Below are 16,171 nucleotides of genomic sequence, written 5' to 3' on the forward strand. Positions count from 1 at the left end.
CGCCGACCACGCCGACCACCAGAACCTCAGGGGACCGTGACGGCACCCAGCCACCACCCACCTCGATACCCGCACCATTCGCCGGGACGCAACGCACACTTTGAATCCCGGGGAGGCGGACTAGTGACGGCACCCAGCCACCATTCACCTCGATACCCGCACTATTCGCCGGGACGCAACGCACACTTTTAATCCCGGGGAGGCGGACAGGGGAGTAGGGCCTTCAGGACGGCCGGGGTGTCGGCGAGGTCGGGGAGGACCACGTCGGCGCCCGAGTCCGCCAGCTGGGCAACGCTGTGCCGGCCCGTGGCCACGCCCACGGTGACCGTGCCGTGGTGGCGGCCCGCCGCGACGTCGGCCGGCGTGTCGCCGATGACCACCACCGACGACGGGTCGAACGACACGCCGTGCTTGGCCGACGCCTGGGTCATGGCGGCCTCGACCAGGTCGTGGCGGTGCTCGGACAGCGAGCCGAAGCCGCCGATCTCGAAGTCGACGTGGTGGTGCAGGCCGAACGCCTCGAGCTTGTAGCCGGCGAGCGTGGGCAGGTTGCCCGTGACCAGCGACTGCACCACGTCGTCGCGGGCGTTGAGCGTGGTGAGGATCTGGGCGGCCCCCGGCAGCGCGCGCCCCAGCGTGGGCAGCGTCTCGCGCGCGGCCAGGACGATGGACTCCAGCTCGGCGAAGATGCGCTCGATCTCCGCGTCCCCGGCAGCCGCGCCGTGCGCGGCCAGCAACTCCTTGGCCAGCGAGCGTTCCGTGCGGCCGGGGAACGTGGGCAGGTGGTCGAGCGGCTTGCCGACCACGTTGGCCAGCGCCTGCGCGTACCACCTCCGGCCGGTGCCGCTGTAGTCGACGAGCGTCAGATCGATGTCCCAGAGAACGAGCGTGTGCACCCCGCCATCGTGACACGGCGCACCGACACGCTCCCGTATTTCAACATCGGTTGACTTCCCCGGCCGGTCCCGCGACACTGGGACCGAATTCAACGACTGATGAACTCAGGAGGAGATCGATGGCCGCCTCAGCCCGTCGCCGGCCGGTGCTCGTCGCCGTCCTGCTCGGCGTGGCCGGCGCCGTGGTCGCCACGGTGCTCGGCTTTCTCACCTTCGGCGCCCAGGCCACGGCCGCGCCGGACCACCTCCCGCTCGCCGTCGCGACCCCGCCCGGGCCACTCCGCACCGGTGCCGAGCAGATCGCCGGGCAGGGCGGCGACGCCGTCGAGTGGCGGGTCACCGACCCGGCCACGGCCCGGAACCTCCTGCAGGACAAGGAGGTCTACGGCATCCTCGAGCTCGCCGGCGGCCCGCAGGGCGTCACGCCGACGGTCGTGGTCTCCGGCGCGGTGAACCCGCAGGGCACGCAGACCGCCCAGCAGATCCTCACCGGCGCGGCGCAGGGCCTCGCCGGCGCGCTGTCCCAGCAAGGTGTCGCGGTCGCGCCGCCGAAGGTCGAGCTGGTCAACCCGGTCAGCGTCGCCGGCCGCACCGCCCCGCTCGCGGCGAGCGCGCTGCTCTGGATCGGCGGTCTCGTGGCCGCGATGGCCTGGGGCCTGCTGGTCGTGCGCCAGGGCATGCGCCCCGGCCCGCTGTCCCGCCTCACCCTGCTCGCGACCGTGAGCGTCGTCGCGACGGCCGTCGTCGCCGGGTTCTTCAAGCTCTGGGACTCCTCGCTCCCGCTGACCGCGGACGTGCTCGGCTTCCTGCTGCTCACCGCGGTCGCGTTCGCCTCCGTGCAGGGCGCGCTGCTGCGCCTGCTCCGCCTGCGCGCGGCGGCGATCCTCGGCCCGCTCTACCTGATCGCGCCCGCCGTGGCCGGCCAGGTGCCGGAGATGCTGAACCCGACCTACCGCGCGCTGCTGTGGTCGTGGACGCCGTTCCGCTTCTCCACCGAGGGCCTGCGCAGCCTCCTGCAGGGCACGTCCGGCGCGCCGGACGTGCGGACGGGGCTCCTCGTCCTCTCCGGCATGGCCGTGGTCGGGCTCGTGATCATGCTGTGGCCGGGGCGCGCGACGCTCGAGGCGCCGGTCACCAGCGACACGCGCTCACCGGAGCTCGTCGAGGCGTGAGGTCCGGCTCAGCCCGCGAGGAAGCTGAGCCGGACCTTCCGCACGGGGTTGTCGACGTTGGTGTCCACCAGGCAGATCGACTGCCAGGTGCCCAGCACCAGGTCGCCGGCCAGCACCGGCACGCTCGCGTAGGGCGGCAGGAACGCCGGCAGCACGTGGTCGCGCCCGTGCCCCGGCGAGCCGTGCCGGTGCCGCCAGCGGTCGTCGGCCGGTAGCAGGTCGCGCAGGGCGCGCAGCAGGTCGTCCTCGCTGCCCGCCTTCGTCTCCATGATCGCCAGGCCGGCCGTCGCGTGCGGCACGAACACGTGCAGCAGGCCGTCGCGCGCGCCCGCGTCGGCGAGGAACCAGTGGCACGCGTCGGTGAGGTCGTGGACGACCTCGCGGGCGCCGGTCTCCACCTCGATCTCCGTGGTGTGCATGCCGGACACGGTATTAGTTGAGGAGTGCGTACCGCCTTTGGACAGCAGTTCGACCTGCCGGCCGGCTACCTCGACACCGCCAGCATCGGGATCCCGCCCGTCGCCGCGGCCGACGCGGTGAGCGAGGCCGTCGAGCGGTGGCGGCGGGGCGAGGCGCGGCCGCCGGACTACGACCAGTACGTCGAGCTCGCCCGCGGTGCGTGGGCCGAGCTCGTCGGCGTGCGGGTGGAGGACGTCGCGATCGGGGCCAGTGCCTCGCAGCTCGTCGGGCTCGTCGCGGCCAGCCTGCCGGCCAGCACCCGCGTACTCACCGTGCGCAACGAGTTCACGAGCGTCACCTTTCCCTTCGCCGCGCAGGGAATGCCGGTCACCGAGGTGCCGCCGGACCAGCTGCTGTCCCATGTGGACGGTCACGATCTCGTCGCGGTCAGCGCGGTCCAGTCCGCCGACGGCACGGTCGTCGACCTCGATGCCTTGCGCCGGGCCGGAAAGCCCGTCCTCCTCGACACCACCCAGGCCGCCGGCTGGCTGCCGCTGCGGCTGGACTGGGCGGACTGGGTCGTCGGCGCCGGCTACAAGTGGCTGCTCGCCCCGCGCGGCGCCGCCTGGCTCGCCGTCCGGCCGGACAGGCTCGCCGAAACCCGCCCGCACGCGGCGAACTGGTACGCCGCCGCCGACAGCTGGGACGGCATCTACGGCCTCCCGCTGCGCCTGGCCGACACCGCGCGCCGGCTCGACCTGTCCCCGGTCTGGCTGGCCCAGCTCGGCGCCGCGCACACGCTGCCCTGGCTCGCGAAGACGGATCTGGCCAAGGTCCGCGACCACTGCGTCGACCTCGCCAACGCCACCCGCAAGGGCCTCGGCCAGGAACCCGGGGACTCGGCCGTCATCGCCGTCGATCTGACCCCTGACCAGGCCGGACGCGCGAGCGCGGCGGGGGTGGTGAGCAGCCGGCGGGCAGGCCGGACCAGGCTCGCCTTCCACCTCTACAACACGATGGAGGACGTCGAGCTGCTCCTCGGTAGCACGCGCTGACGGCAGGGCATCCGGTACCTCACCCTGGTTAACCGTGGTATGTCCGGTTACCGTGTCGGCCGTGTCGGCTCCCTATCGCCCCGGGCAATCACCTTGGCCCGACAACCAACCGCAGCGCCCGGCGCCCATCCAGTTCCGGCCGGAGGGCCAGCCGCCGCTGGGCAGCCCCTGGCTGGCGTGGACGCTGCGGATCCTCGGGCTGATCGCGGTCGCGGTGATCTCCGGCGTCGTCTGGTGGTACATCCAGAACGAGGGCTCGCAGAACGCGGCGACCGGCTACGGCGGCCCGACCGGCCAGCAGAGCCAGGGCGCGTACGACTTCACGGCCAAGCTGGACAAGCCGCGGGAGGACCAGTCCTGCGGTGAGCACGCGTACGGGGAGACCAAGGCCTTCCTCAACCAGAAGCAGTGCCAGCAGCTGACCCGGTCGGTGTTCACGACGAAGGTCCAGGGCCGCACGATCTACGTGTCGGTGTCGGTGGTGCAGATGGCCGACGAGGGCACCGCGGACGAGCTGCGCAAGCTCACCGACAAGGACGGCTCGGGCAACGTGAGCGATCTGGTGCGCGAGAAGGTCGTGAAGGTCGACGGCCTCACCGAGCTCAGCGGGGGCGGCGGCTACGACTCCGCGCAGCAGGGCAAGCAGGTGGTCATCGTCGAGGCCGACTACGACCCGAAGGCGTCGAAGGGCGGCAAGGAGTCCGAGCTGGACGAGGTCTGCACCGACGCCATCCGCCTCGGCAACGACATGCTGGCCAACTCCGGCGGCTGACCCGCCGATGAGTTTCGGCCCCCGCGGCGGTCTCCATGTCAGGAACCGTCGAGGGGAGCATCTGATGAGCAAGGTCCTGTGGCACCTCACCATGTCGCTGGATGGCTTCGTGGCCGGCCCGAACCACGAGATGGACTGGATGTCCGGGCTGCGGTTCCGCCCGGGGCTCGTGGCCGAGAGCGTCGCGTCCACGGGCGCGATCCTGGCCGGCCGGCGCGGCTACGACGCGGGCATCGAGCAGTACGGCAAGGCATCCGGGCAGGCCTACGGCGGCGCGTGGGACGGCCCGATCTTCGTGCTGACCCACCACCCCGAGGACACGGTCCCCGACCCGGCCATCACGTTCCTCAACTGCGACATCGCCGAGGCCGTCGAGACCGGCCTGGCCGCCGCGGGTGGCAGGAACCTGGAGATCTTCGGCTCCGACATCGCCCGCCAGTGCGTCCTGCGCGGCCTGATCGACGAGTTCTACGTCCACCTGGCCCCGGTCATGCTGGGCGACGGCATCCGCCTGTTCGACAGCCCCGGCACGGCCCCGATCCGCTGGAACCTGATCCACGACGGCGACCTGGCCCAGGTTCTGGACCTGCGGTACTCGCCGGCCTAGGTCGCGGGCTGGCCGGGCAGTGCGGGTGTCGCGGGCGTCTGGCCGGCGGCGCGGCGCCACCGGGTGGCCCGCACCGCGGCGATCGTCAGGGCCTCCAGCGCCGCCGTCCGGACCGCCTTGTCGTCGGTCCGCTCCAGCACCGCCCGCCAGGCCACCGTCGTGTCCGTCTCCGCCAGGATCAGGACGGCCAGCGCCGACGCCTGGTCGGTCACCGGCTTCGGGGGGACGTACGCGGGCTCCGCGGGCGACGGGGTGGCGCCCGCGTCGGCCAGCAGGCGTTCGGTCGCGTCGCGGCGGGCCCGGTGGGCCGTGGTGCCCTCCGCGACCGGCGCGTTGAAGCTGTCCGGCAGGAACGCGCTCACCAGGCCGTACACCCACAGCGCCGCATGCTCGGCACCCAGCGCGGCCTGCACGGCCGCCAGCGAGTCGGCGGGCAGCCTCATGCCAGCACCTCCCGCAGCGACGCGCACCCGGCCGCCACCGAGCCGACCAGGCCCGCCCGGTAGCGCGGCAGCGACGCCACCAGCTTCCCGGCCTCCTGCTCGGCCGCCGTCAGCGCCTCGACCAACGCGGTCCGCGCCGCCGCGGGGTCCGGTGGCGGCGCCGGAGAGGACGTCGACGGCGCGGCGGCGGAGGACGACACCGGCGGCCGCGCCCGGTCGACCTCCGTCTGGAGCGCCTCCGCGTGCGCGCCCCGCGCGGCGGCCACCTCGGCGGCGGCGGGGAGGCCGGCGACCGCGGCCGCCAGGGACGCGTCCGCCCGGGCCCGGGCGGCCAGCGCGGCGAGCGGGTCAGGCGGCGGAGGGGGCGCCGGCGCAGGGGTGCACGCGGCCGGCACCAAAAGCACCAGCGCACCCGCCCGCAACACGTGTCGACGCCCGAAGCTCATCACGGGCGGTCATACTGCCAGGCGAACACGACACCCGGTCGGACGCACCATGCCTGCTCGGGCCCAACTCGCGCGCCACGACGAGATACGCTTGGCAACCACGGTCAGTGAGAGAGAGCAGGGAGTGCCCACGTGCCAGGTCAGCGACAACGCACCAACGGCGCCGGCGAGACGCTGGAGCCGGTAGTCGCCGACGCCGTCGCGCGGGCCGGCTTCGACCTGGAGCTGCTGCACGTCCAGCAGGCCGGCCGGCGCCAGCTGGTCAAGGTCGTCGTGGATTCGGACAATGTGGCCGGTGGCATCGGCCTCGACCAGGTCGCCGAGGTCAGCCGGGCCGTCGCCGAGGCGCTCGACGCGCTCGAGGACGACCGCACGGCGGGCAGCGTCCTCGGCGGCTCCTACACCCTCGAGGTCACCAGCCCGGGCCTCGACCGCCCGCTGACCAAGCCCCGCCACTGGCGCCGCGCCAGGCTGCGCAAGGTGGCCGTGCGAGCCGTCCGGGCCGAGGGACAGGGCGAGGACAGCTACACCGCCCGCGTGGGCGACGCCGACGACGAGGGCGTCCACCTGCTGGTCGACGGCCGGAAGAGACACGTGAGCTACCAGGACATCGAGCACGCCGTGATCGAGATCGAGTTCCGCGAGCCGCCCGCGGCCGAGATCGCCATGCTGGAACAAGAGGAGGAGTCGAGGTGAATGTCGACATCGCCGCGCTGCGCGCGATCGAGCGGGACAAGGACATCCCCTTCGACACGGTGATCGAGGCCATCGAGACCGCGCTGCTCACCGCGTACAAGCACACCGACGGCCACCAGCCGCACGCCAAGATCGACATCGACCGGCGCACCGGCCTCGTCCGGGTCATCGCGTACGAGGTCGGCACCGACGGCGAGCCGGCCGAGGAGTGGGACGACACGCCCGAGGGCTTCGGCCGGATCGCCGCCACCACCGCGCGCCAGGTCATCCTGCAACGCCTGCGGGACGCGGAGAACGAGAAGACCTTCGGCGAGTTCTCCGCCAAGGAGGGCGAGCTCGTCGCCGGTGTGGTCCAGCGGGACACGCGGGCCAACTCGCGTGGCATGGTCGTGGTCCAGGTCGGCGAGACCGAGGGCGTGCTGCCCTCGGTCGAGCAGGTCCCGGGCGAGCGCTACGAGCACGGCACCCGCATCAAGTGCTACGTCCTGGGCGTCAGCCGGGGAACACGTGGGCCACAGATCACGTTGTCGCGTACGCACCCCAATCTCGTGCGCCGCTTGTTCGCGCTCGAGGTTCCCGAGATCGCCGACGGCACCGTGGAGATTCCCGCGGTCGCCCGCGAGGCGGGTCACCGGTCCAAGATCGCGGTCCGGTCCACCATCCCGGGGGTCAACGCCAAGGGCGCCTGCATCGGGCCCATGGGCGCGCGGGTGCGCAACGTGATGAGCGAGCTGCTCGGGGAGAAGATCGACATCATCGACTACTCCGAGGACCCGGCCACGTTCGTGGGCAACGCGCTGTCGCCCGCCAAGGTCATCTCGGTCCGCGTGGTCGACGAACGGGCGAAGACCGCTCGAGTCGTCGTGCCGGACTTCCAGCTGTCCCTGGCCATCGGCAAGGAAGGCCAGAACGCCCGGCTGGCGGCCAGGCTGACCGGGTGGCGCATCGACATCCGCAGCGACGCCGCCGACTCCAGCCTGGCGGACGAGCCGAACGTCACACCAACCGGATCATCGACTGCGGGTTCGGTCGAGTAGGACCGACGGGATAGACTCATCAGTGGTTCACCGTTCTGGACCGGCGTCCGCACGTCCCCGGCGTAACAGCCCGGTACGTACCTGTGTCGGCTGCCGGCGCAGGGCGGAGGCCGGTGAGTTGCTCCGGGTCGCGCTCGTGGATGGAGACCTGGCTCTTGACCTGCGGCGCCAAGCCGGCGGTCGGGGGGCATGGCTTCATCCCGAGCCGAGTTGCCTGGACAAGGCCGAGCGGCGGCGTGCGTTCGCGAGAGCGCTGCGTGTGCCGGATCCGCTCGACACCGACACGCTCCGGAGGGATCTGGAGCAGCTGGTTCACCGCAGTACCGGACCGGGACCTTCCCGGGCCGGGCTGGATTAGCGAAAGCAGGTCGACCCGTCATGAGTCAGCCGTGAAGCTGAAGCCATGAACGTCAGACAATAAGACGAGGTCGCGCGGGTCAATGCCGCCGGCCTCACTCGGACGAGGAGAGCAGTGGCAGGCAAGGCCCGAGTACACGAGCTCGCGAAGGAGCTCGGAGTCACCAGCAAAGAAGTTCTCGCCAAGCTGAAGGAGCAGGGCGAGTTCGTCAAGTCAGCGTCCTCCACGGTGGAGGCCCCAGTGGCCCGCCGGTTGCGGGACGCGTACCCCTCCAAGACAGACGGAGCCAAGGGCTCGAAGGGTCGCCCGGGGCCCCGGCCGCCCGCGCGCCCGCAGCCGGAGCCAGCAGCCCCGGCGGCAGCGCCCGCCGCTCAGTCGGCCCCTCAGCAGGCCCCCGCCCAGCAGGCCCCGGCTCCGCAGCAGGCACCGGCCCAGCAGGACCCGGCGCGGCAGGACGGCCCCAGGCCGGCCCCGCGTCCGGCCGTCCGGCCCGGTCCCGCACCGAGCACCCCGGCGCCGAGCGCACCCGCGCCCGTCGCTCCGGCGGTGCCCGAGCCGGCCGCGGCCAAGGTCGAGACCCCGGCTCCCGAGCCGGCGGCCGCGGCGGCTGCGGCAGCGGCGCCCGCGCCGCAGCAGACCCAGCAGCAGCAACAGCCCCAGGCCGGCGCTCGCCCGAGCGGTGGCCAGGCCGGCGGCCGTTCCGGTGGCGGCCAGGGCGGTGGCCAGCAGCAGAGCGGTGCCGTCGTGCCGCCGCGCCAGCAGGGCCCCAAGCCCGGTCCGCGCGCCCCGCGCGTGGGCAACAACCCGTTCGGTGTCGGCGCGGGCGCTCCGGCGCAGCGTCCCGGCGCGCCGCGTCCGGGGGGCGGTTCCCCCGGTGGCGAGCGTGCGGCCCGGCCCGGTGAGGGTCGTCCGGCGGCTGGTCCCCGTGGTGGCGGCAACGCCCCCGCAGGCCCGCGGCCGTCGCCCGGCTCGATGCCGCCCCGGCCCAACCCGGGCATGATGCCCCCGCGGCCTGCCCGTCCGGCTGGTGCCGGCCGTGGTGGTCCCGGCGGCGGCGCCCGTGGTGGTCCTGGCGGCGGCGCCCGTGGCGGCCCTGGTGGCGGTCCCGGCGGCGGCGCGCGTGGCGGTCCCGGTGGCGGCGGCGGAGGTTTCCGTGGCGGTCCCGGTGGTGGCGGCGGCGGCGCTGGTGGCGGTGGCGGTGGCTACCGCGGCGGCCCCGGTGGCGGCGGCGGTGGCGGTGCCCCGGCCGGCGGTGGCGGTGGTTTCCGTGGGGGCGGCGGTGGCCGTCCCGGTTCCGGTGGCGGTCGCGGCGGTGCCGCGGGTGCCTTCGGCCGGCCCGGTGGGCCGTCCCGGCGTGGTCGCAAGTCCAAGCGGCAGAAGCGCCAGGAGTACATGGAGAACATGCAGGCGCCCAGCGTCGGCGGCGTTCGCCTGCCCAAGGGCAACGGCGAGTCGATCCGGCTGCCGCGTGGTGCCTCGCTCACCGACTTCGCCGAGAAGATCAACGCCAACCCGGCCTCGCTGGTGCAGGTGCTGTTCCACCTCGGTGAGATGGTCACGGCCACCCAGTCGGTCTCCGACGACGTCCTCGAGCTCCTCGGCACCGAGATGAACTACAAGGTGCAGGTCGTGAGCCCCGAGGAGGAGGACCGCGAGCTGCTCGACTCCTTCGACATCTCCTACGGCGAGAACGCCGGCGGAGAGGACGACCTGCAGGCGCGACCCCCGGTCGTCACCGTCATGGGTCACGTCGACCACGGTAAGACCCGCCTGCTCGACACCATCCGCAAGACGACGGTGCACGAGGGCGAGGCCGGCGGCATCACCCAGCACATCGGTGCCTACCAGGTCGCGGTCGAGGTCGACAGCAACCCGCGGCTCATCACCTTCATCGACACCCCTGGCCACGAGGCGTTCACCGCCATGCGTGCCCGTGGTGCCAACTCGACGGACATCGCGGTCATCGTGGTCGCCGCCGACGACGGTGTGATGCCGCAGACGGTGGAGGCCATCAACCACGCCCAGGCAGCCGACCTGCCCATCGTGGTCGCGGTCAACAAGATCGACAAGGAAGGCGCCAACCCCGCCAAGGTGCGCCAGCAGCTCACCGAGTACGGGCTGGTGGCCGAGGAGTACGGCGGCGACACCATGTTCGTCGACATCTCCGCGCGCCAGAACATCAACATCGACGGGCTGCTCGAGGCCATCGTGCTCACCGCGGACGCGGCGCTCGACCTCCGGGCCAACCCCGAGATGGAGGCGCAGGGCGTGGCCATCGAGGCACACCTGGACCGCGGTCGCGGCCCGGTCGCCACGGTGCTGGTCCAGCGCGGCACGCTGCGGGTCGGCGACTCCATCGTCGCCGGCGACGCCTACGGCCGCGTGCGCCGGATGGTCGACGAGTTCAACGAGGACCTCACCGAGGCGACCCCGTCGCGGCCGGTGCAGGTCATCGGGTTCACGTCGGTGCCCGGTGCGGGCGACACGTTCCTGGTGGTCGAGGACGACCGGACCGGCCGGCAGATCGCCGAGCGGCGGGCGGCCCGCATGCGCAACGCGGCAAACGCCCAGCGGCGCAAGCGGATCAGCCTCGAGGACCTGGACTCCGCGCTCAAGGAGACCAGCCAGCTCAACCTGATCATCAAGGGCGACAACTCGGGTACCGTCGAGGCACTCGAGGACGCGCTCACCAAGATCGAGGTGGGCGACGAGGTCGAGCTGCGGGTCATCGACCGCGGTGTCGGTGGCATCACCAAGGCCAACGTCGACCTGGCGATCGCGTCCGACGCGATCATCCTCGGGTTCAACGTTCGCGCCGAGGCCAAGGTGTCCGAGCAGGCCAACCGCGAGGGCATCGACATCCGCTACTACTCGGTCATCTACCAGGCGATCGACGAGATCGAGCAGGCCCTCAAGGGCATGCTCAAGCCGATCTACGAAGAGGTCGAGCTCGGTCGCGCCGAGGTGCGCGAGGTGTTCAAGTCCTCCAAGGTCGGCACGATCGCGGGCTGCATGGTGCTGTCCGGAGAGATCCGGCGCAACGCCAAGGCGCGGCTCATGCGTGACGGCGTCGTCGTCCAGGAGAGCCTGCCGGTCAGCTCGCTGCGGCGGTTCAAGGACGACGCGGTCGAGGTCCGCGAGGGCTTCGAGTGCGGTCTCACGCTCGGTTCGTACGGCGACCTCAAGGTCGACGACATCATCGAGACGTACGAGCTCCGCGAGAAGCCGCGCGACTAGGTCACCCGGCTGCCGCGCTCACGGAAGGTGGGCGCGGCAGCCTTCTCATCGGAGTGATGTTCGGTGTACGTGGGGGCGCTCGAGCTGGATGTCCTGCTCGGTGACATCCGGTCCTTGAAGGAGAAGCGCTCGGCCGTGCGGCCGGTCATCGCCGAGCTGCGCCGGCGTTTCGAGGTTGCCGCCGCCGAGGCGGGGCACCTCGACAAGCACCGGCGCTCGCTCATCGGCGTGGCCGCCGTGGCGGCCGACGCCGAGCACGTCCGCGACCTGCTCGACTCGTGCGAGCGCCTGGTCGCCGGCCGGCCCGAGCTGGAGCTCATCTCGGCACGCCGCCGGTGGCTCGGCCCGGACGACTGAGTCTCATAGCCGACCGAGTCTCTTAGCTGACTGATTCTCATAGCTGACAGAGGAAGGAACGTCGTGGCTGACGCACCGCGAGCCCGCAAGCTCTCCAAGCGCATCGGGCAGATCGTCGCGTCCGCGCTGGAGCACGAGGTGAAGGACCCGCGCCTGGCAAGGGTGACGATCACCGACGTCAAGGTCACCGGTGACCTGCACGACGCCACTGTGTACTACACCGTGCTCGGCGACAAGCTCGACGCCGCACCGGATCTGCAGGGTGTGGCGGCGGCGCTCGAGTCGGCCAAGGGCGTGCTGCGCACCATGGTCGGGCAGGGCACGGGCGTCCGGTTCACGCCCACGCTCACGTTCGTCACCGACACCGTGCCCGAGGACGCCAAGCGCATCGACGACCTGCTCGCCCGCGCCCGCGCGGCCGACGCCGAGGTCGCCCGGATCGCCAACGGCGCCAAGCCCGCCGGCGACCCCGACCCGTACCGCGCCCCGCGCGACGATGACGACGAGGCTGTTCACGACGCTGACGACGTCGAGTAGTTGGCCCTCGCGCACCTGCTATCCGTCTGAGTGAAACCGTCGGCGCGGATGCCCGCATCGGCAACGACTCGTTCTACTTTGGTCTCACCTGACCACGAGTGACGAGGGGTGTGCGCAATGTTCGACCTGGAGCCGACCGTCAAGTCGCGAGAGCTGGGGCGGGCCCTGGCGCGGGCGGCGGCGGCCAAGGGCCTCAACGGCCGGCAGATCGCGTTCCTGTTGAAATGGTCGCCCAGCCGGATAAGCCGGCTCTACAGCGGCAAGCGTGGCGCGCGGTTGGTGGACATCGCCGCGTTCCTCGCGCTGGTCGATGTCACCGGCACGAGGCGTGAGGAACTGCTGGAGCTGGCCAAGGACGCCTATGACCTCGGCTGGTGGCAGCAGTTCGGCGACCGGCTGCCGGAGAGGCATCTGACCCTGGCCGCCCACGAAGATTTGTCGACGGCGATCATCGAATACCAGGACGGGTATGTGCCCGGCCTGCTCCAGACTGAGGCGTACATGAGGGCGCTCATGCGCGTCCTGCCAACGATTCCCGATGGTGAGATCGACCAGCGAGTCGAGATGCGCACGATGCGACAGGACATCCTCGATCGCAAGAAGCCAGCCAAGTTCCAGTTCTTCCTCGACGAGTACATGGTGACCCGCACCGGCTTCGGCCGACAGATCATGTCCGACCAGGTGCATCACCTCTTGCGGATGGCGGTCCGGCCACATGTGGCCATTCGGGTCATCCCCGATGCCGTCGGCATCCACGGCGGGCAGATGCCCTTCAAGCTCATGGATTTCTTGGAGATCAACTCGGTGGTGTTCCTCGAGAACCTGACCTCCACGCTCTTCTTGGAGCGAAAGGACGCCCTGGAAAGCTACCGGCGTATCGTGGCCGACCTCGATAGGGTTGCGCTGGATGAGGGACGTTCCCGCGCCTGGCTTGCCACCGTGGCAACCACCCTTGGTGAGCCGCGAGAGGAGCAAGATGAGCACGCCCCGCTCGGGGATCCTGACGTGGAGGAAGAGCACTTTCACTGACACGCACGACTGTGTAGAGCTGGCGTGGCCTGACGGCGAGGCGGCCATGCGGGACTCCAAGAACACCGAACCGACCTTGGTGTTCGACCGGGCCCGCGTGGCCGCCTTCGTCGTGCGCGTGAAGTCCGGGGCGTTCCAGGGGCCTCGCTGACCCGTCGCTACCGGCGCAGCTCCTCGACGGCCGCGAGCGTGCCGGCCAACCGCTCGCGCTCGGCACCGCTCAGCTCGATCGCGTCCAGCGCCGCGAGTGCCGATGACGCCCGCGCCGGGTCGGCCAGCGTGACCGCGAGCTCGGCCCGGTAGGCCAGCGCCTCGACCCGCTCCACGGCAGGCACGTCCGGCACCCGGGCGAGGGCGCCGTCGAGGATCTTGGCGGCCTGGGCCGGGTCGCCGTCACTGTCGGACAGCACGACGGGGTTGTCCGTCGCCTGCGCGAGCTTCCCGGTGGCCGGCGCGGCCGCCGCACCGGCCTCGGGGAAGATGCGGATCCAGTTGCCGCCCGGGTCGATGACCGTGAAGCCGGCGTGGCCGCCCACGTTCTTGCGTGGCCGCGGCCGGGTCATCCGCGGGATGCCGGCCAGCGGCACCTTCCCGTACGCGGCGCGCAGTCCGGCCGCGAACGCCTGGTGCAGCGCGCCGGTGTCGGGGACCTGGACGATGCAGCTGCCGTAGGAGTCGGCCGGGGCGAAGTCCGGGATGCCGAAGAAGTGCAGCTCGACGTCGCCGCGGCGCATCCCGAGGTAGGGGTTGGGCCGGGTCTGCCGGTAGGTCCTGGTGAAGCCGAGCGCGGTGTAGAACGCGTGCATGTCGTCGATGGACGCGCACGGCAGCAGCGGGATGACCATCAGCCCTCCAGGAGGTCGCCGAGATCGCGGAGCATCCCGGCGGTCGCTTTGAGCTCGGCGGTGTCCAGGCGGGCGGCGACGGCGTTGGCCCACGCGGCCTGGCGGCGCTCGACCTGGCGCAGCGCGTGGCGGCCCCGGGGGGTGAGCGCGAGCAGCCGGGCGCGGCGGTCGCGGGGGTTGTCGTGGAAGGTGAGCATGCCGGCCTCGGCGAGCGCGTTGGCGGTCTGCCGGACTGTTTGCCGGGTGAGCCCCATGACCCGCGCGACCGCGGCGACGGTGGCCGGTTCGTGGTCGACCACGCCGAGGATCTGCCATCTGGCGCTGGTGAGCCCCGCCGGACGGGCCAGCTCGTCGCCCGCCGCCAGGAGCAGGCCGTTCACCCGGAAAACCTCGACCAACAGCTCGGAGAACTCGAGCCCTCGATCGGTCAACGGGGTCATACCGGACACCTTGTCACGTTGACAGGGACCTGTCAAAACGCAGAAAGTTTCGGGCGGACTCCCATGGGAGGTAACGATTAGGTACTCTCGGTGCCCCCGACCGACTACCCGCCATGCTTGGAGTGAGACGTGGCTGCAGGCGATATTCGCCGTTCGCGGCGAGACGTCCTGCTTGGTGCTATTGGCCTAGGCCTCACGGCCGCCGGCTGTGCATCGAAGCCCACGGACGCTCCCGTCAGAACCGCGAGAACCCAGTCCGCTCCCGGGACGTTATCCCCGGCGACGTTGGCTCCGAAGGTGAAGCCCGTCGTCACGGAGCGGATCCGCTCGATGTCCCGGCGTACCGAGGTGGAGCTCGTCGTCATCCGGCCCGAGGAGGCCGAGCCCAACCTGCCGGTGTGCCTGGCCTTGCACGGCCGTGGCGCGTCGGCGCGCCAGTTCCTCGACCTCGGCGTGCCGGAGACGCTGTCGTCCCTGGTCAACTACCAGGGCACGCCGCCGTTCGCCGTGGTGGCCGTCGACGGCGGCGACTCGTACTGGGTCGCGCGCAACGAGGAGGACGACCCGCAGCTGATGCTGTCGGACGAGATCCCGAAGTGGCTGGGGGAGCGGGGGCTCGCGAGCAACCCGTTCGCCGTGCTCGGCATCTCGATGGGTGGCTACGGCGCCCTGAACTACGCGAAGAACCCCAGCGACCCGGCGGTGGCGGCCATCAGCCCGGCGCTGTTCCTGAGCTGGCCGGAGGCCTCCGCGCGCGACGCGTTCGCCGACGAGCGGCACTGGCGCGACACGGACCCCCTGCAGCACCCGCAGTCGTTCGCCGGCGTCCCGATGGGCGTCTGGTGCGGCGAGGCCGACCCCTTCGTCGACGCCACCCGCCAGCTCATCACCCGCGCGAAGCCGTCCGTGGGCGACATCGAGCCCGGCGACCACGACCCGGTGTTCTGGCGCAAGGTCCTGCCGGCGGCCCTGAAGTTCGTGGGCACCCGCATCGGCTGACCCGCCCTCCGGTGGTCCGCTTATCCAGAGGTCCGGAGCAGCTGCAGGTCGTGGGCAAGTCGGCGCGCGGGGCCTCCCCATGATCACGCGACGAGAGCGATAGCGTGACCGGGACCCAGTCCCTCACCCGCGAGGCTCCAGCAGATGCCCCTCAGCACCGATCGCAGCGGCTACTGGGACCACTACGCCGGCGGTGTCGCCGACGAGGCGTCGGAAGAGGCTCTTAAGAACGCGTTCGGCTGGACTCAGTACGACGGCCACGGACCCGGCGACGAGCTGCTCGGCGAACCCCTGGCCACGCTGGAGCTCGGCAGTGGCCGGGGCCACGCCGTCGCCGCGCTGGCGACCAAGGGCATCGATGCCACCGGTATCGACATTTCACCGGCGCAGGTTCGCGAGGCACGGCGCAGGTGGGGGCATCTGCCCTGCGCCCGGTATCGGCATGGCGATGTTCTCGAGTTGCTCGCCGCGAACGACGACCGGTGGGATGCGATCTACTCGATCTGGGGCGCGCTCTGGTTCACCGACCCCCAGGAGCTGTTGCCCCTGGTCCATGGTCGGCTCGCGCCCGGAGGAAAGCTCGTGTTCTCCCATGCCCAGGCCGTGCCTGGCAGCTATGGCGTCCAGGGCATGTATGGCAACGGCTTCACAGGGCGGCAGGTGTGGATCTACCGCTGGGCCTACGAACCCGCCACGTGGGCCGACCTGCTGCATCGGCACGGCTTCGAGGACGTCCACGCCCGGATCGAGCCGGCGCCGGACCCCGACAAGGTCGGAACCCTCATCGTCGAGGCATGGCGCTGACCCGGTGACCCACCCGCCGCCGGCGGTGGCGGTACGTCTCAA

At 71.7% G+C, this 16,171-nt stretch carries 20 protein-coding genes; 14 read left to right on the forward strand and 6 right to left on the reverse strand.

The features are described 5' to 3' along the window. Nucleotides 1-188 precede the first annotated feature (188 nt). Nucleotides 189-896, reverse strand: coding sequence for an HAD family hydrolase (locus VGD70_RS31295; RefSeq protein ID WP_331087732.1), 708 nt, complete (start codon nucleotides 894-896; stop codon nucleotides 189-191). Between the two features lie 119 nt (nucleotides 897-1,015). Here VGD70_RS31295 and VGD70_RS31300 point away from each other — a divergent pair, with 119 nt between their 5' ends. After that, complete coding sequence (locus VGD70_RS31300; RefSeq protein WP_331087734.1) at nucleotides 1,016-2,068, forward strand: ABC transporter permease; 1,053 nt, start codon at nucleotides 1,016-1,018, stop codon at nucleotides 2,066-2,068. Between the two features lie 8 nt (nucleotides 2,069-2,076). Here VGD70_RS31300 and VGD70_RS31305 read toward each other — a convergent pair whose 3' ends face one another. Further along, a complete protein-coding gene (locus VGD70_RS31305) occupies nucleotides 2,077-2,487 on the reverse strand; it encodes a secondary thiamine-phosphate synthase enzyme YjbQ (RefSeq protein WP_331087736.1) in 411 nt (136 codons plus the stop codon). A 24-nt stretch (nucleotides 2,488-2,511) separates the two neighbouring features. On the opposite strand from VGD70_RS31305, the gene VGD70_RS31310 reads away from it, so the two are divergent. From VGD70_RS31310 to VGD70_RS31320, 3 genes are all read left to right on the forward strand, one after another. Then, nucleotides 2,512-3,522 carry an aminotransferase class V-fold PLP-dependent enzyme gene (locus tag VGD70_RS31310; protein WP_331087738.1) on the forward strand — a complete coding sequence of 337 codons (1,011 nt, stop codon included), beginning with the start codon at nucleotides 2,512-2,514 and terminating at the stop codon, nucleotides 3,520-3,522. Nucleotides 3,523-3,583: 61 nt separating this feature from the next. Further along, nucleotides 3,584-4,294: a hypothetical protein gene (locus VGD70_RS31315; RefSeq protein WP_331087740.1), complete on the forward strand. Its 711-nt coding sequence runs from the start codon at nucleotides 3,584-3,586 to the stop codon at nucleotides 4,292-4,294. Nucleotides 4,295-4,358: 64 nt separating this feature from the next. Continuing rightward, the gene (locus VGD70_RS31320; protein WP_331087742.1) at nucleotides 4,359-4,901 is read left to right on the forward strand and encodes a dihydrofolate reductase family protein; all 543 of its coding nucleotides are present in this window, start codon (nucleotides 4,359-4,361) and stop codon (nucleotides 4,899-4,901) included. On the opposite strand, the gene VGD70_RS31325 is transcribed toward VGD70_RS31320, so the two are convergent. After that, entirely contained in the window at nucleotides 4,898-5,344 is a 447-nt protein-coding gene (locus VGD70_RS31325) for a ferritin-like domain-containing protein (protein WP_331087744.1), read from the reverse strand. The two genes, VGD70_RS31320 and VGD70_RS31325, sit on opposite strands and share 4 nt — an antisense overlap. Next, on the reverse strand, nucleotides 5,341-5,748 hold the full coding sequence (locus tag VGD70_RS31330; protein ID WP_331087746.1) for a hypothetical protein: 408 nt from the start codon (nucleotides 5,746-5,748) through the stop codon (nucleotides 5,341-5,343). Before VGD70_RS31330 ends, VGD70_RS31325 begins: the two co-directional genes overlap by 4 nt. A 174-nt stretch (nucleotides 5,749-5,922) precedes the next feature. Here VGD70_RS31330 and rimP point away from each other — a divergent pair, with 174 nt between their 5' ends. The 8 genes from rimP to VGD70_RS31370 all read left to right on the forward strand — a co-directional run bounded on the left by rimP (nucleotide 5,923) and on the right by VGD70_RS31370 (nucleotide 13,192). Continuing rightward, nucleotides 5,923-6,486 (forward strand): ribosome maturation factor RimP, encoded by a 564-nt coding sequence (rimP, locus tag VGD70_RS31335; RefSeq protein WP_331087748.1) that lies wholly within the window; start codon nucleotides 5,923-5,925, stop codon nucleotides 6,484-6,486. Next, nucleotides 6,483-7,523 (forward strand): transcription termination factor NusA, encoded by a 1,041-nt coding sequence (nusA, locus tag VGD70_RS31340; RefSeq protein ID WP_331087750.1) that lies wholly within the window; start codon nucleotides 6,483-6,485, stop codon nucleotides 7,521-7,523. The genes rimP and nusA overlap by 4 nt, the downstream gene beginning before the upstream one ends. A 136-nt stretch (nucleotides 7,524-7,659) precedes the next feature. Next, complete coding sequence (locus tag VGD70_RS31345) at nucleotides 7,660-7,881, forward strand: DUF448 domain-containing protein (RefSeq protein WP_414638107.1); 222 nt, start codon at nucleotides 7,660-7,662, stop codon at nucleotides 7,879-7,881. A gap of 114 nt (nucleotides 7,882-7,995) precedes the next feature. Beyond that, a complete protein-coding gene (gene infB / locus VGD70_RS31350) occupies nucleotides 7,996-11,118 on the forward strand; it encodes a translation initiation factor IF-2 (RefSeq protein WP_331087754.1) in 3,123 nt (1,040 codons plus the stop codon). Between the two features lie 63 nt (nucleotides 11,119-11,181). Next, nucleotides 11,182-11,475: a DUF503 domain-containing protein gene (locus VGD70_RS31355; protein ID WP_331087756.1), complete on the forward strand. Its 294-nt coding sequence runs from the start codon at nucleotides 11,182-11,184 to the stop codon at nucleotides 11,473-11,475. A 63-nt stretch (nucleotides 11,476-11,538) separates the two neighbouring features. Next, nucleotides 11,539-12,012 carry a 30S ribosome-binding factor RbfA gene (rbfA, locus tag VGD70_RS31360; protein WP_331087758.1) on the forward strand — a complete coding sequence of 158 codons (474 nt, stop codon included), beginning with the start codon at nucleotides 11,539-11,541 and terminating at the stop codon, nucleotides 12,010-12,012. Nucleotides 12,013-12,129: 117 nt separating this feature from the next. Continuing rightward, nucleotides 12,130-13,041 carry a DUF5753 domain-containing protein gene (locus VGD70_RS31365; protein WP_331087760.1) on the forward strand — a complete coding sequence of 304 codons (912 nt, stop codon included), beginning with the start codon at nucleotides 12,130-12,132 and terminating at the stop codon, nucleotides 13,039-13,041. After that, a complete protein-coding gene (locus tag VGD70_RS31370; protein ID WP_331087762.1) occupies nucleotides 12,989-13,192 on the forward strand; it encodes a DUF397 domain-containing protein in 204 nt (67 codons plus the stop codon). The genes VGD70_RS31365 and VGD70_RS31370 overlap by 53 nt, the downstream gene beginning before the upstream one ends. Before the next feature lie 7 nt (nucleotides 13,193-13,199). On the opposite strand, the gene VGD70_RS31375 is transcribed toward VGD70_RS31370, so the two are convergent. Together VGD70_RS31375 and VGD70_RS31380 are read right to left on the reverse strand one after the other, a co-directional pair. Continuing rightward, nucleotides 13,200-13,886 (reverse strand): VOC family protein, encoded by a 687-nt coding sequence (locus VGD70_RS31375; protein ID WP_331087764.1) that lies wholly within the window; start codon nucleotides 13,884-13,886, stop codon nucleotides 13,200-13,202. After that, nucleotides 13,886-14,326 carry a MarR family winged helix-turn-helix transcriptional regulator gene (locus VGD70_RS31380; RefSeq protein WP_331087766.1) on the reverse strand — a complete coding sequence of 147 codons (441 nt, stop codon included), beginning with the start codon at nucleotides 14,324-14,326 and terminating at the stop codon, nucleotides 13,886-13,888. Before VGD70_RS31380 ends, VGD70_RS31375 begins: the two co-directional genes overlap by 1 nt. A gap of 297 nt (nucleotides 14,327-14,623) precedes the next feature. Here VGD70_RS31380 and VGD70_RS31385 point away from each other — a divergent pair, with 297 nt between their 5' ends. Together VGD70_RS31385 and VGD70_RS31390 are read left to right on the forward strand one after the other, a co-directional pair. Next, a complete protein-coding gene (locus VGD70_RS31385; RefSeq protein WP_331087768.1) occupies nucleotides 14,624-15,325 on the forward strand; it encodes an alpha/beta hydrolase in 702 nt (233 codons plus the stop codon). A gap of 144 nt (nucleotides 15,326-15,469) precedes the next feature. After that, a complete protein-coding gene (locus tag VGD70_RS31390) occupies nucleotides 15,470-16,129 on the forward strand; it encodes a class I SAM-dependent methyltransferase (protein ID WP_331087771.1) in 660 nt (219 codons plus the stop codon). The last annotated feature ends 42 nt before the right edge of the window (nucleotides 16,130-16,171 follow it).

Origin of the sequence: Actinophytocola sp., from assembly GCF_036402745.1 — a bacterium.
In the GTDB taxonomy this organism is placed as follows: domain Bacteria; phylum Actinomycetota; class Actinomycetes; order Mycobacteriales; family Pseudonocardiaceae; genus Actinophytocola.

Excerpts from the sequence above, each read along its gene's own strand:
- VGD70_RS31365 (WP_331087760.1), top strand. The coding sequence starts at position 12,130 with ATGTTCGACCTGGAGCCGACCGTCAAGTCGCGAGAGCTGGGGCGGGCC.
- VGD70_RS31300 (WP_331087734.1), top strand. The coding sequence starts at position 1,016 with ATGGCCGCCTCAGCCCGTCGCCGGCCGGTGCTCGTCGCCGTCCTGCTC.
- VGD70_RS31320 (WP_331087742.1), top strand. The coding sequence starts at position 4,359 with ATGAGCAAGGTCCTGTGGCACCTCACCATGTCGCTGGATGGCTTCGTG.
- VGD70_RS31375 (WP_331087764.1), bottom strand. The coding sequence starts at position 13,886 with ATGGTCATCCCGCTGCTGCCGTGCGCGTCCATCGACGACATGCACGCG.
- VGD70_RS31380 (WP_331087766.1), bottom strand. The coding sequence starts at position 14,326 with ATGACCCCGTTGACCGATCGAGGGCTCGAGTTCTCCGAGCTGTTGGTC.
- VGD70_RS31325 (WP_331087744.1), bottom strand. The coding sequence starts at position 5,344 with ATGAGGCTGCCCGCCGACTCGCTGGCGGCCGTGCAGGCCGCGCTGGGT.
- VGD70_RS31370 (WP_331087762.1), top strand. The coding sequence starts at position 12,989 with ATGAGCACGCCCCGCTCGGGGATCCTGACGTGGAGGAAGAGCACTTTC.
- VGD70_RS31305 (WP_331087736.1), bottom strand. The coding sequence starts at position 2,487 with ATGCACACCACGGAGATCGAGGTGGAGACCGGCGCCCGCGAGGTCGTC.
- VGD70_RS31390 (WP_331087771.1), top strand. The coding sequence starts at position 15,470 with ATGCCCCTCAGCACCGATCGCAGCGGCTACTGGGACCACTACGCCGGC.